The 11,854-nt window shown below is 69.2% G+C and carries 12 protein-coding genes and 1 tRNA gene; 6 read left to right on the top strand and 7 right to left on the bottom strand.

The genetic code is table 11. The annotated features are described in order from the left end of the window. Positions 1-5 precede the first annotated feature (5 nt). Both BUE45_RS16640 and BUE45_RS16635 read right to left on the bottom strand, forming a co-directional pair. Positions 6-1,016, bottom strand: coding sequence for an ABC transporter permease (locus BUE45_RS16640; RefSeq protein ID WP_073380240.1), 1,011 nt, complete (start codon positions 1,014-1,016; stop codon positions 6-8). Between the two features lie 153 nt (positions 1,017-1,169). Next, the gene (locus BUE45_RS16635) at positions 1,170-2,861 is read right to left on the bottom strand and encodes an ABC transporter family substrate-binding protein (RefSeq protein ID WP_073380239.1); all 1,692 of its coding nucleotides are present in this window, start codon (positions 2,859-2,861) and stop codon (positions 1,170-1,172) included. A gap of 694 nt (positions 2,862-3,555) precedes the next feature. Between BUE45_RS16635 and BUE45_RS16630 the strand changes: the two genes are divergently transcribed. Both BUE45_RS16630 and BUE45_RS16625 read left to right on the top strand, forming a co-directional pair. After that, on the top strand, positions 3,556-4,032 hold the full coding sequence (locus BUE45_RS16630) for a hypothetical protein (protein WP_073380238.1): 477 nt from the start codon (positions 3,556-3,558) through the stop codon (positions 4,030-4,032). 165 nt (positions 4,033-4,197) lie between these two features. Continuing rightward, positions 4,198-4,812: a rhomboid family intramembrane serine protease gene (locus BUE45_RS16625; RefSeq protein ID WP_073380237.1), complete on the top strand. Its 615-nt coding sequence runs from the start codon at positions 4,198-4,200 to the stop codon at positions 4,810-4,812. A gap of 107 nt (positions 4,813-4,919) precedes the next feature. Here BUE45_RS16625 and BUE45_RS16620 read toward each other — a convergent pair whose 3' ends face one another. The 4 genes from BUE45_RS16620 to dcd all read right to left on the bottom strand — a co-directional run bounded on the left by BUE45_RS16620 (position 4,920) and on the right by dcd (position 9,185). Beyond that, positions 4,920-5,861 (bottom strand): glycine betaine ABC transporter substrate-binding protein, encoded by a 942-nt coding sequence (locus tag BUE45_RS16620; RefSeq protein ID WP_073380236.1) that lies wholly within the window; start codon positions 5,859-5,861, stop codon positions 4,920-4,922. A 74-nt stretch (positions 5,862-5,935) separates the two neighbouring features. Beyond that, the gene (locus tag BUE45_RS16615) at positions 5,936-7,168 is read right to left on the bottom strand and encodes an ABC transporter permease (protein WP_073380235.1); all 1,233 of its coding nucleotides are present in this window, start codon (positions 7,166-7,168) and stop codon (positions 5,936-5,938) included. Continuing rightward, the gene (locus tag BUE45_RS16610; protein WP_073380234.1) at positions 7,165-8,160 is read right to left on the bottom strand and encodes a quaternary amine ABC transporter ATP-binding protein; all 996 of its coding nucleotides are present in this window, start codon (positions 8,158-8,160) and stop codon (positions 7,165-7,167) included. Before BUE45_RS16610 ends, BUE45_RS16615 begins: the two co-directional genes overlap by 4 nt. A 443-nt stretch (positions 8,161-8,603) precedes the next feature. Beyond that, complete coding sequence (gene dcd / locus BUE45_RS16605; protein WP_073380233.1) at positions 8,604-9,185, bottom strand: dCTP deaminase; 582 nt, start codon at positions 9,183-9,185, stop codon at positions 8,604-8,606. 165 nt (positions 9,186-9,350) lie between these two features. Here dcd and BUE45_RS16600 point away from each other — a divergent pair. Next, positions 9,351-9,424, top strand: a tRNA-Gly gene (locus BUE45_RS16600). Between the two features lie 178 nt (positions 9,425-9,602). Here the strand turns inward: BUE45_RS16600 and BUE45_RS16595 are convergent. Continuing rightward, on the bottom strand, positions 9,603-10,148 hold the full coding sequence (locus BUE45_RS16595) for an NUDIX hydrolase (RefSeq protein ID WP_073380232.1): 546 nt from the start codon (positions 10,146-10,148) through the stop codon (positions 9,603-9,605). 261 nt (positions 10,149-10,409) lie between these two features. On the opposite strand from BUE45_RS16595, the gene BUE45_RS16590 reads away from it, so the two are divergent. From BUE45_RS16590 to BUE45_RS16580, 3 genes are all read left to right on the top strand, one after another. Continuing rightward, positions 10,410-10,625: a hypothetical protein gene (locus BUE45_RS16590; protein WP_073380231.1), complete on the top strand. Its 216-nt coding sequence runs from the start codon at positions 10,410-10,412 to the stop codon at positions 10,623-10,625. Between the two features lie 86 nt (positions 10,626-10,711). Beyond that, positions 10,712-11,278: a MauE/DoxX family redox-associated membrane protein gene (locus BUE45_RS16585; RefSeq protein ID WP_073380230.1), complete on the top strand. Its 567-nt coding sequence runs from the start codon at positions 10,712-10,714 to the stop codon at positions 11,276-11,278. Positions 11,279-11,293: 15 nt separating this feature from the next. After that, positions 11,294-11,851 carry a TlpA family protein disulfide reductase gene (locus BUE45_RS16580; RefSeq protein WP_073380229.1) on the top strand — a complete coding sequence of 186 codons (558 nt, stop codon included), beginning with the start codon at positions 11,294-11,296 and terminating at the stop codon, positions 11,849-11,851. Positions 11,852-11,854 lie beyond the last annotated feature (3 nt).

Genomic DNA, 11,854 nt, shown 5'->3' with positions numbered 1-11,854 from the left:
GCATTTCACTCATAGCGGATCCTCGGGTCGAGAACGCCGTACAGGATGTCGGCGACGAGGTTGGCGATCACCACGAGCGTTCCGCTCAGCATCAGCCAGGACATGATGGCGAAGGCGTCCTGGGCCTTGACCGCCTCGATGAAGAAGTAGCCGAGGCCGCGCCACTGGAAGATCGTCTCGGTGATGACGACGCCCTCGATGATGGCGACGATGCCGATGGTGGCCACCGTGACCAGGGGGATGAGCGCGGTGCGCAGCGCGTGCCGGCGCACCACCACCCGGTTGGGCACGCCCTTGGCCCGCGCCAGCCGGACGTAGTCGCTGTTGAGCACCTCCAGCATCGAGGTGCGCTGGTAGCGGCTCCAGGACGCGAAGCTGGTGAGCATCAGGGTGATGGTGGGGAGCACGAGGTGGCCGGCGGAGTCGAGGAAGTACTCCCAGCCCGTCATGTTGCTCACCCGGGCCGAGTTCGCCCCGATGGTGTAGAAGAAGCCGGTGCCCGTGGTCTGGTTGAACCACAGGCCGCCCTCCTTGATCAGCGCGCCCAGCCAGAAGGTCGGCATGGCCAGGGCGAGGAAGCCGATGAAGGTCAGGGTGTAGTCGAGCTTGGAGTACTGGCGCATGGCGCTGACCACGCCGGAGAGGACCGCCAGGCCCAGGGCCGCGATGACCGCGGCGGTCACGAGGCGGATGGTGACGTAGATGCTCGACGACAGCTGGGTGCCGATATCGAACGCCACACCCCGGACGGAGGGGCCGAACTGCCCCTGGAGCAGGCCGATGTCCCCGTTGCCGCCGATCCCGGTCATCCACAGCCAGTACCGTTCCGGGATCGACCGGTCGAGGTAGTAGCGGGCCTCGGCGTCGGCGATCGCCTCGGGGGACGGGGGCGGCTGTTGCAGGCGGAGTTCGGCGAGGGGGTCCCCGCTCAGGTCCACCATGAGGAAGACGAGGACCGACGCCGCCAGAAGTACGGGGATCGCCACGGCGAGGCGACGCGCGGTGTATACGAGCATGGAAAGGTCCTTCGATGAGCGCTCATGAACCCGGGTCGGGGGCGGCGGGAGCCGCCCGGAGGGGGCGGCGCCCGGGGTCGTCACCCCGTGGCGCCACCCCCTCGGGGGGCGGACGCCCCGTTCCCTGTGGAGCGGTGTGGTCCGGAAAGAGCGCTACTCGACCGCGGCCCACTCGGTCTGGTCCCACAGCGCGCGCCGCGACTGGGCGTGGTTGTCGGAGACGCCCTCGATGAACGAGGTGTCGTAGAAGAAGTACGCCGGGGTGTCCACGATCGGCAGGACGTAGGCGTCCTCGGCGACCAGGGTCGCCGCCTCGTTGGCGGCCTCGGCGGACTCCTCGGGGCTGGAGGAGTTGAGGGCGGCGTCGACCAGCTCGTCGACCTCGTCGTTCTCGTAGCCGCCGAAGTTGCTGCCGCTCTCGCTGTGCCAGTACTGGTGCGGGGAGCCGTAGAAGTCCGGCGTGGTGCTCCAGCCGTAGATCATGAGGTCGTAGTCGGCCTCGGCCAGGGTGCCGCCCAGGTCGTCGGTGGTCTCGATCTCGGCGGTGATGCCGATCTCGGCCAGGTCGGCCTGGATCAGCTCGGCGATGATCTCGCGGGCGACGTGCCCGGCGGTGTAGCGCAGGCGCAGGGCCGGGACGGCTTCGCCGTCCGACTCCAGGGAGTCGCCGTTGAGCTCGTAGCCGGCCTCCTCCAGCAGCTCCAGCGCGGCCTCGGCGTCGCCGGTGCCCTGGCCGGTCGGGGTCAGGACGTCCTCGTGGAACTCGCTGGTGGTGGAGAAGACGTGGTTGGTGCGCGGCTCGATCTCGGGGAACTTCTCACCGTAGGTGCGGGTGGCGATGTTCGCGGTGTCGATCGCGGTGAAGATGCCCTGGCGCAGGGCGGTGTCGGAGAGCAGGTCGCTCTGGACGTTGAGGTCCACGTGCTCCCAGCTGCCGCCGGAGGCGATGCCGAAGTCGACGTTCTCCTGGCCCTCCAGCTGGGTGATGACGTCGTCGGACCAGGTGGCCGGGGAGGAGCCCTGCACCTCGCCGTTGGTCAGGGCCGGGACCCAGCTGCCCTCTTCGGTGTTGACCTCCAGGATGATCTCCTGGATGCCGGGGGCCTCGCCGTAGTACTCCTCGTTGGCCACCTTGACGACGCGGCCGTCGAGCGCCGGGGTGCCCTCGTAGATGTAGGGGCCGCCCGAGACGGTGACGGGGTTGGCGTTGAAGAAGTCGGAGGACTCCCGCATCCCCTCGGGGGTGTCGAGGTCCATGCCCTCGGCCGCGGCCACGTGCGCCGGGTAGAGGCCGTCGACGCCGAAGGTGAACCAGCCGGGGAACTGGGCGTCCTCCTTCAGGGTGACGGTGACGGTCTTGCCGTCCTCGGAGCCCTCGACGCTCTCGATGAGGGACTCCAGGGTGGAGCCGCGGGAGTTGCAGCCGTCCGAGCAGAGCTCGCCGTCGCCGCTGTTCATCTTCCACTGCCAGACGAAGTCGTCGGCGTCGATGGGCTCGCCGTCGCTCCAGTTGGCGTCCGGGTTGATCTGGTACTCCCAGGAGACCTGGTCGCCCTCGATCAGCTCAGGGGTGTTGGCGATCAGGTCCGTGTTCCACTCCCACTGGCCCTCGGGGTTCCAGAAGCCGGTCACCGGGAGGATGTCGTGGAGCATCTGGATCACGTAGACGGAGCCGCCCTCGGGGGCGTTGTGGTTCCATCCGCCACCGGGCTGGTTGACGATCCAGGTCACCGAGCTCTCGGCGTCCCCGGAGCTGCCGTCCTGCGGCGGGGAACAGGCGCTCACCGCGAGCACGGCCGAAACGCCGATGGCCGCGGCCCCCAGCATTTTCTTACGAATCTGCATCAGTCACACCCTTGATCACTAATACGAACCTTCAGTGGGGGATCGAGTGGTCCGCACAGTCCCCACCGAACTTAGGCGATTAGTCGATCAGAAGACCATCGAGTGAAATGTCTGTATAGCCCCAATGCCGGATTCGTGACCCATCCGCAACCGGTTCGCGCCCATCGACCGCGGGCGTCGACATCGATCGTCAACACCCCCGTAACACCGAAGCGAACTCCCCGTTTGCCCAGGCCAGCGGGCACCGGTCGCCTGGTACTCAGGACCGGGGATTCGGTCGCACCAGAAATAGGAAGAAGTAAAAACATTGCAGTCAACATTGTTTACTTAAAGGTAAACGATGTTTGACTACACAAAGCTCCACTTTGATTACCACATTGGAAACGGACATACGGGCATGAATAATCCTTTCTGGACGAAAGGGTCGGTCTTCTCCCGGCGGCACCACCGACCAAGAGGATCATGTGAACATGGGATGACATGACACGGAAAGGGTTCCGGGGTCCGCCGGGGACCTCCCTCCCGAAGATCCCCCGGACCGCCCGCACCGCCCCTCCGCTGGTCGCGGCGATGGCCGCGGAGAGCCTCTCGTTCCAGTGTCCGAAACCACCGTGGGCACCCCCATGGAGCCGATAAAGTCGACAGCGGCGGCCACCACCGCCGACCCCAGACCGCAGCGAGGAAGGCCCCTGCCGTGTCCGAAACCGTGCGCCTCGTCTGTCCCTCGGGCCGCAAGCACGCGGAGCTGTGGGGCGGCTACCTCCTGGCGGCCCTGGGCGTCCTGGCCATCGCGCTCGACCCCTCCCACTGGGCCAACATCACGCTCGGCGTGCTGCTCCTGCTCCTGGGCGGCGGGCTCGCGGCCCACGGCCACCTCGTCGTCAAGACCCCCGTGCTGGAGATCTCCGACGGGGAGTTCCACTACCGGCGGGGCAAGTACGAGGTCAGCGTCCCCTTCGGGGACATCGGCTCCTACTACCTGCTGCCCGGCGGCGTCCGCTCGCTGGGCCTGTGCGACACCGCGGGCCGCCCCAAGCGGTTCCCCTCGCTGCGGAGCCGCCGCACCTCCCGCGCCTACCTGCCGCTGACCGGGATCACCAGCCCGGCCAAGGTGGAGGCGTTCATGGCGATGGCCGGCATCCCGCCGCGCAAGCGCTCGCTGACCTCCTGACGCCGCGGCGCACCGCCGCCGGGGCTCCCGGATCCGATAACGGCCGGACCGAAATTCGGGAACACAACGGTACGCAGTCGGACGTCTAAGGTCACATCAGTCGAATACGCACCACGCGCCCCGCGGACATACCCTCGCAAGCCCGGGTCATCTACCCTCGGTGGGGTGACGCAGTCCAGAATCACCGCCATCCTGACCGTAGCGGGGATGCTCGCGGCCATGTGGGTCTTCGAGATCCTCGACTTCTTCATGCTCGGATCCCTCGACCACCGGTTCGGCCTACGCTCCTGGGACCCCGGGGAGCCCTGGACCGTCCTCACCGCGCCGTTCATGCACGGCAACTTCCAGCACCTCATCGGGAACTCGCTGCCCTTCCTCGTCCTGGGCTCGCTCGTCGCCTTCAGCGGCCTCTCCCGCTTCCTGCTGACCAGCCTGATCATCACGGTCGTCAGCGGCGTGGGGATCTGGCTCTTCAGCGCGCCCACCACGATCACCGTGGGCGCCAGCGGCCTGGTCTTCGGCTACTTCGGCTACACCGTGCTGCGCGGCATCATCGAGCGCAGGACCGTGGACATCGTCATCATGATCTGCGTCGTGCTCTTCTACGGCACCATGATCTGGGGCGTGCTCCCGCAGTACCCCGGGGTCTCGTGGCAGGCCCACCTGTTCGGCTTCATCGGCGGCCTGCTCGCCGCCTACGCCCTGCCCCGGCGGGAGAGGCGGCGCCAGGCCGACCCGTGGCGCCAGCCGGGCGCCCAGGGCGGCTACCAGGCCCCCTGACCCGGTCCCGCACACGGCTGAGGGCCCCTCCCGTACGGGAGGGGCCCTCAGCCGCTATCACGCGCCCCCGGGGTCCCCGGGGTCACAGGGGACCGCCACCGGGAGCGTCAGGAGAAGTCCAGGCCCTCGGCGTCGTCGCCCAGGGTGCGCTCCAGGAACTCGGGGTTGTCCGCGAGCCAGGCGCGGGCGCCCGCCTGCGGGTCGTCCTTGTGGTCTTCGAGGGTCAGCACCTCGAGGGTGGCCAGCTCGTCGTCGGTCATCTCCCAGTCCTGCAGCCACTGGGACAGCTCCGGGAAGTCCTCGCCGAAGCCGGCGCGGCCGACCGCGTGGATCTCCTCGGCGTCGCCCATCAGGCCCTCGGGGTCCTCGAGGTCCTTCAGGTCGTGCTTGGCGTAGGCCGGGTGCGGACGCCACAGGGTGACGACGATCGGCTCCTCCTCGGCGATCGCCGAGTCCAGCTCCGCCAGCATCGCCGCGGTGGAGGACTCCACGAGCTCGTACTCGCCGTCCAGGCCGTAGCCCGGCATCGCCTCTTCCTTGGTGACCCGGGTCAGGCCGGCGCCCGACTCGATGCCCACGATGCGCCCGCCGAACTCGTCGGCGCTGCCGGCCAGGTCCTCGATGGAGTTCACGTCCTCCACGTAGGAGGGGACCGTGATCGTCAGCTTGGCGTTGTCGTACCAGGTGCCGAGGTCCTCCAGGTCGTCCCCGTAGTCCTCCCAGTAGTCCGCGTGGGTGACCGGCAGCCAGGTGTCCAGGAACAGGTCCACGTCGCCGTTGGCGGCGCCCTGGTACATCGGGGCGACGTCCACGTCGGTGACCGTGACGTCGTAGCCCTTCTCCTCCAGGATGACCTGCCACATGGCGGTGGTGGCGATCGCCTCCTCCCAGGCGATCAGGGCGATGTTGACCGCCTGGCCGCCGCCGCCCTCCTCGTCCTCGCCCGGACCGGTCAGGCTCTGGTCCCCGCCGCCGCCACAGGCGGTGAGGAGGAGGACGGTGCTCATTCCGGCGGCGGACAGCGCGGCCGCGCGCTTGCGGGTGTACATCGTGGGATTCCTTCCCTAGGTGTTTCCGGCTCCGGCGGGGCGTGTGCGGTCGTCCCGCCGGCTGTGGGGCGTGCTCAGCCCGCCGAGACGGCGGCACGCCCCTGCGGGCTCTTGCGGGTGACCGCCGCGGTGAGGCGGTCCAAGAGGATGGCGAGGACGACGACGGCGATACCGGCCTCGAAGCCGAGCGCGCCGTCGTTGCGGCTGATGCCCTGGTAGACCTGGCTGCCCAGGCCGCCCGCGCCGACCATGCCGGCGATGACGACCATCGACAGGCCCAGCATGATGACCTGGTTGACGCCGGCCATGATGGTCGGCAGGGCCAGGGGCAGCTGGATGCCGGTGAGGATCTTGCGGCTCGGGGCGCCGAACGCCTCGCCCGCCTCCACCAGCTCCTTGTCGATCTGGCGAATGCCGAGCTCCGTGAGGCGCACCCCGGGCGGCATCGCGAACACGATGGTCGCGACCACGCCGGGCACGGCGCCGATGGAGAAGAAGAAGATCGCCGGGATCAGGTACACGAACGCGGGCAGCGTCTGCATCAGGTCCAGGACCGGCTTGACGATCTTGCTGACCAGGTCGTTGTAGGCGGCCAGGACGCCGATCGGGATCGCGATGGCCACCGCGATGGCGCTGGCCACCAGCACCAGGCCCAGGGTGTCCATCGCGTTCTCCCACTGGCCGACCGAGGCCACCAGGGCCAGCGCGAGGAGCGAGAAGACGCCCATCCGCCACCCGGCCACGGAGTACGCGAGCAGGCTCAGCAGCAGGATCATCAGCAGGAAGCGGGGCTGGGTCACCAGCATGGGCAGCAGCAGCCAGCCCAGGAGGATCGCGGTCAGCCAGCCGCCGGCCACGATCGCGGTGCGCCTGCGCGACCCGGGGTTCAGCGCCCCCAGGACCGTGACCGCCGCCAGGAACAGCAGGGAGATGACGAAGTAGGAGTCGACGTACTGGTCGAACAGGTTCATCGCCCACAGGAACAGGAAGGGCGGCATGACGTTGATGACCGTGTCCACCAGGCCGAACCACGCCTGGAGGATGTAGAGCACCGAGACGGTGCCCACGGTCGCCGCCAGCGGCACGCGGTGCGAGCGCAGCAGCGGGACCGCGATGACCACCGCGGCGATGAACGTGATCTGGGCGGCCGCCGGGTCAGCGAAAAACCCTGACAAAACGGACACAGCCCAGCGGATGAACTCGCCGATGGCGTCGAAGGCCGGACCGAAGTTCGCCTTGAGCCAGCTGTTGAACGCCTCGAACCCCTCGCCGATCGGCAGGGCGGGCGGGAAGTCGACCGGTGTCATGACCGCTCCCTCCCCGACGCGAGGGCGGCGAGCACGGACGTGCGGGACGCGGTGCCCAGCACGCTGCCGTCCTCGTCGACCACGCGGACGACCTCGGATCGGGCCATGTCGGTGTACAGCTCCGCGATCGGGGTGTCGGCCGCGACCTGGGGCGCGGTCGCGCCCGCGGTGGCCCCGGAGTCCAGGGCCGCGGCGGCGGTCAGCACGCGGGTGCGGTCGACGTCCTCGGTGAACCGCTCGACGTAGTCGTTGGCGGGTTCGTTGAGGATCTCCTGCGCGGTGCCGATCTGGGCGACGCGGCCGTCCCGCAGGACGCAGATGCGGTCGCCAAGGCGCATGGCCTCGTTCAGGTCGTGGGTGATGAAGATGATGGTCTTGCCCAGGCTCTTCTGGAGTTCCAGGAGCTGGGTCTGCATGTCCCGCCGGATCAGCGGGTCGAGGGCGCTGAACGCCTCGTCCATCAGGATGATGTCGGTGTCGGCGGCCAGCGCGCGGGCCAGGCCGACCCGCTGCTGCATACCGCCCGACAGCTGGTGCGGGTACTTGTCCTCCCAGCCGCCCAGGCCCACGAGTTCGAGTGTCTCGCCGGCGCGCTCGGACCGCTCCGCGCGGGGCTCGCCGCGCAGTTCCAGGCCGTAGGCGGCGTTCTCCAGCACCGTCCGGTGCGGCAGCAGCGCGAAGTGCTGGAAGACCATGCTGATCTTCTCGCCGCGCAGCTTCAGGAGTTCCTTCTTCCTCAGGGCCGTGATGTCGACTCCGTCGACCTCCACCGAGCCCGAGGTGGGTTCCAGCAAGCCGTTGAGCATGCGGATGAGTGTGGACTTGCCCGATCCGGACAGGCCCATGACGACGAAGATCTCGCCCGGTTCGACGTCGAAGGAGACGTCGATGACCGCGGCGGTCACTTCGAGGTCGGCGATGGTGTCACGGTGACTGCCGTCGGCGAGCCGCTCAACGGCGGCTCCGGCCTGTCTACCGAACACCTTGTACAAGTGGTCTGCACGTACTGCTGGCACGGTCTCCTCTACGGGGCTGTCCCGGCCGCGGAGCAGACCGGGTTCCCCGATCGCCGAGCCGCGGGCGCTTCAGGCGGCCGGTCCGCGCAGAGCCCCCCGGAGTGCGCCCCTTGCGGGGTTGGACCAGTACCTGGTTCACGTCGGGGGGCAACGTTACCGAGATGCGTACCCACAGTTCAGACGGTTGGTAACCAGCAAATAACATGTTTAAGCGACATAAAAACGGTCAGCCGACCGTGCCGGGGGTTTGCATCGTCGCAGGACAGCGATATGTGATCTATGTCACGGCACACTATGACGTGATCTGGCTCACATATAGGTGACAGAGGGGTCGCACGACGGTCTGTGTCGAAACAACAACATACCGTCACGGATCCGGATGCGACAGACCCCGGCCGGAGAGGGGCCGGGGTGCCTGGTCAGGACTCGATTCGCGTGCGCGTGAACTTCAGGTGCGAGCGCGAGGGCGTCGGCCCTCGCTGCCCCTGGTAGCGCGATCCGTACTGGGCCGAACCGTAGGGGTGCTCGGCGGGCGAGGTCAGCCGGAACATGCACAGCTGACCGATCTTCATGCCGGGGTACAGCTTGATCGGGAGCGTCGCCACGTTGGACAGCTCCAGGGTCACGTGCCCCGAGAAGCCGGGGTCGATGAACCCGGCCGTGGAGTGGGTCAGCAGCCCCAGGCGCCCCAGCGAGCTCTTGCCCTCCAGCCGGCTGGCGATGTCGTCGGGCAGCGTCACCACCTCGTAGGTGGACGCGAGCACGAACTCCCCCGGGTGCAGGATGAAGGCGTCGTCGGCTCCGGTCTCGACCAGCCGGGTCAGGTCCGGCTGCTCGACCGAGGGGTCGATGTGCGGGTACTTGTGGTTCTCGAAGACCCGGAAGAACCGGTCCAGGCGCACGTCGATGCTGGACGGCTGGACCAGGCCGGGGTCGAAGGGGTCGATCCGGACCCGCCCGGAATCGATTTCGGACCTGATATCGCGATCGGAGAGCAGCACGCTCCGAACCTACCGCGCCACCCACTGCGCCCGACCGGGCCACCAGGGCGAACGGCCGGCGAACAGGCGGCCCCGACACGGCTCCCCGGTTCCGACTTGCCGTGGCGCCCCGGAGGTGGGCTAGGATGGCACTCGTCGGACGGTCGCCGCGACGGCCGCAGACACGCGGATGTAGTTCAATGGCAGAACTTCAGCTTCCCAAGCTGATAGCGCGGGTTCGATTCCCGTCATCCGCTCCAGAACGAGAACGGCCAGGTAGTTCGGTATTTTCCGAACACCTGGCCGTTCTGCTTTCTCCGGGTGGGTGCCGGAGTCCGTGCCACGTACGTGCCACAGGCCCGTCAGGGAGCCGCTGCGGCGACCGGAGGAGGGTCGTCGCCGCCCCCGGTCCCGCCGCCTGGCCTGCGGCCAGCGCCCTCAGGAGGCGAGGATGTGGAGCAGGGCGATGAGGGTGCCCGAACTCCGGATCCGCCCCTCGGCGATCAGGCTGCGGACCCTGGCCAGGGGCACCCACTCGTAGACGCCCTCGTCGAACTCGGTCGGTTCCGCCACCGGCTCGGCGTCACGGCCGACGAACACGTGGTGCGGACTGCGGACCGTGCCGATCATCGGCTCGAAGGTGGCCACGTGCTCCACCGAGCCGACCCGGTGGCCGGTCTCCTCCAGGGCCTCGCGCACGGCGGTCTGCTCCGGTCTCTCCTCGGGGTCCAAGAGGCCGCCGGGCAACTCCCACCCCCACACGTCGGGCACGAACCGGTGCCGATAGCTCATCAGGACGTGCTCGCCGGACGGGTCCAGGACGGCGATCACCGCGGCCGAGGGCAGAGTGACCGTGTGGTGCTCGAACCCGTCCCCCGAGGGCGTGGTGATGTCCGCCTTGCCCAGCCGCACCCACCGGTCGTCGTACAGGGTGCGCTCACCGTGCACCACCCACCGGCCCTGCCCCTCCTCAGCACTGCCCATGCCCCGAAACCACCGCGGCGCCCGAAGCCCGTGACGGCCACCGTGCGCAGCCGGATCGGGTGCGGGTCCCGGGCCGGCGCGGTCCGTGCCCGGTTCAAGGAATGTTCAAGGAACGCACACGGAACGTGCGCCAGAGTTCCTTGGCGCTCCCTCCTCCCGGGAGCGCGCAGCGCCCCGACGCCGGGAAGGTCCGATATGCGTTCGGGCCCTCCCGCCATCCCGGAACGGCCCCACGACGGGGCACGACAAGGAGCCACCGTCTTGCGCACCACCTCCCTCCTCGGCATCGGCGACCGGATCCTGGAGATCCTCGTGCCGAAGACCACGGCCAAGGCCTCGCACCGCGTGTGCCGCTACGAGTACCGCTGCGTGCGGAGCTGTAGCGGCGGTGGACGCCAGCGTCGCAGGATCTGCACCTGGTACCCCGAAGGGGACGTCGCCTACTTCCCCTGGACCGACATGGGCTGTGGGTGCTGACTCCGCTCCGCCGGTGCCGTCCCGCCCGCCGGCGGGGCGGCACCGGCCTCACGCCCCACCACCGTGAACCGTGAGGTCGCAGTCCCTTGCTCGTCATCGGCACGTTCTTCCTGCAGGCCGCGGTCGCCGGGGTGTTCCTCACCTCCGGGCTGTCCAAGATCCGAGGTGAGGCCAACCTTCAGACCTGGAGGGACCTGGCCGGCCGCTTCCCCGTGCGGCGGTTCCCCGCCACGGCCGCGTCCCGCGCGCACATCGCGGTCGAACTGCTCCTCGGCGCCGCCCTCCTCTCCGGTCCCTGGGCACGGGTCCCCGCCCTCCTCGCCGCCGCCCTCCTGTTCGCCGCCTTCACCCTGCTGGCCCTGTACTCCGCGCGCGCCGAGAAAGCGGTCGCGTGCTCCTGCTTCGGCACGGCCCGATCCGCTCTGGGGTGGCCGCACGTCTGGCGCAACGGCGTCCTCGCCGTCCTGGCCGCCGTCGGACTGGTCTGCGCCGTCACGGTCGGCCCCGCGCTCCCCTCCTCCCCGGGCGCGGCGGCCGTGGCCGCGGTGGCCGCCGTCGCGGTCACCGCGGCCACGTTCTACTTCGACGACCTCGTCGGCCTCTTCCGTTCCGAGCCGGGCCGCGCGCGGTCCGCTCCGCTCCCCCGCAGATGAACCCTGGAGGACGTCATGGCAATCCTCACCGCCGCGGTCGTGGTGCTGACCGCGCTCGCCCTGTTCAACCTGGTGCTGACCATGGCGCTGGTGCGGCGGCTGCGCCGCGTCGAGAGCACCGGCCACCGGGGTTCCCTGCCCGCGTTCCCGGACCTCGAACGGCTCCCCGCCGGCAGGGCGGTCCCGGAATTCACCGCCACCTCCGCGACCGGGGCCGAGGTCTCCTCCAGGAAGCGGGTCGGCGACCGGGCCGTGTACGCCTTCTTCGACACCGACTGCGGTATCTGCAAGAAGCAGCTCCGGCCCCTGGTCGAGTTCGCCGCGGACGCCGGGCTGGCCCCCGAGCAGGTGATCGCCTTCATCGGACACGAGAACCCCGACGCCGACGTGGACGCCTACACCTCGGTCCTGGAGAACCGCGCCACCATCGTCATGCAGAGCCTCGATGACGAAGTCGGCCGGGCCTTCTCCCCGGGCGGGGTCCCCGCCGTCGTCCTCGCCGACGCGGACGGCATCATCGTCCGCTCCGGCGTGGAGGTCGAGGACCTCGCGACCGCCTTCGCGGGCGCGTGACCG

The organism is Nocardiopsis flavescens (genome assembly GCF_900141985.1).
In the GTDB taxonomy this organism is placed as follows: domain Bacteria; phylum Actinomycetota; class Actinomycetes; order Streptosporangiales; family Streptosporangiaceae; genus Nocardiopsis; species Nocardiopsis flavescens.
This window is presented reverse-complemented; position numbering and strand designations above follow the sequence as displayed.

Bases quoted from the DNA above. Each gene is read 5' to 3' on its own strand.
- BUE45_RS16620 (WP_073380236.1), bottom strand. From the start codon at position 5,861: ATGTACACCCGCAAGCGCGCGGCCGCGCTGTCCGCCGCCGGAATGAGC.
- BUE45_RS16615 (WP_073380235.1), bottom strand. From the start codon at position 7,168: ATGACACCGGTCGACTTCCCGCCCGCCCTGCCGATCGGCGAGGGGTTC.
- BUE45_RS16595 (WP_073380232.1), bottom strand. From the start codon at position 10,148: ATGGGCAGTGCTGAGGAGGGGCAGGGCCGGTGGGTGGTGCACGGTGAG.
- BUE45_RS16635 (WP_073380239.1), bottom strand. From the start codon at position 2,861: ATGCAGATTCGTAAGAAAATGCTGGGGGCCGCGGCCATCGGCGTTTCG.
- BUE45_RS16580 (WP_073380229.1), top strand. From the start codon at position 11,294: ATGGCAATCCTCACCGCCGCGGTCGTGGTGCTGACCGCGCTCGCCCTG.
- BUE45_RS16640 (WP_073380240.1), bottom strand. From the start codon at position 1,016: ATGCTCGTATACACCGCGCGTCGCCTCGCCGTGGCGATCCCCGTACTT.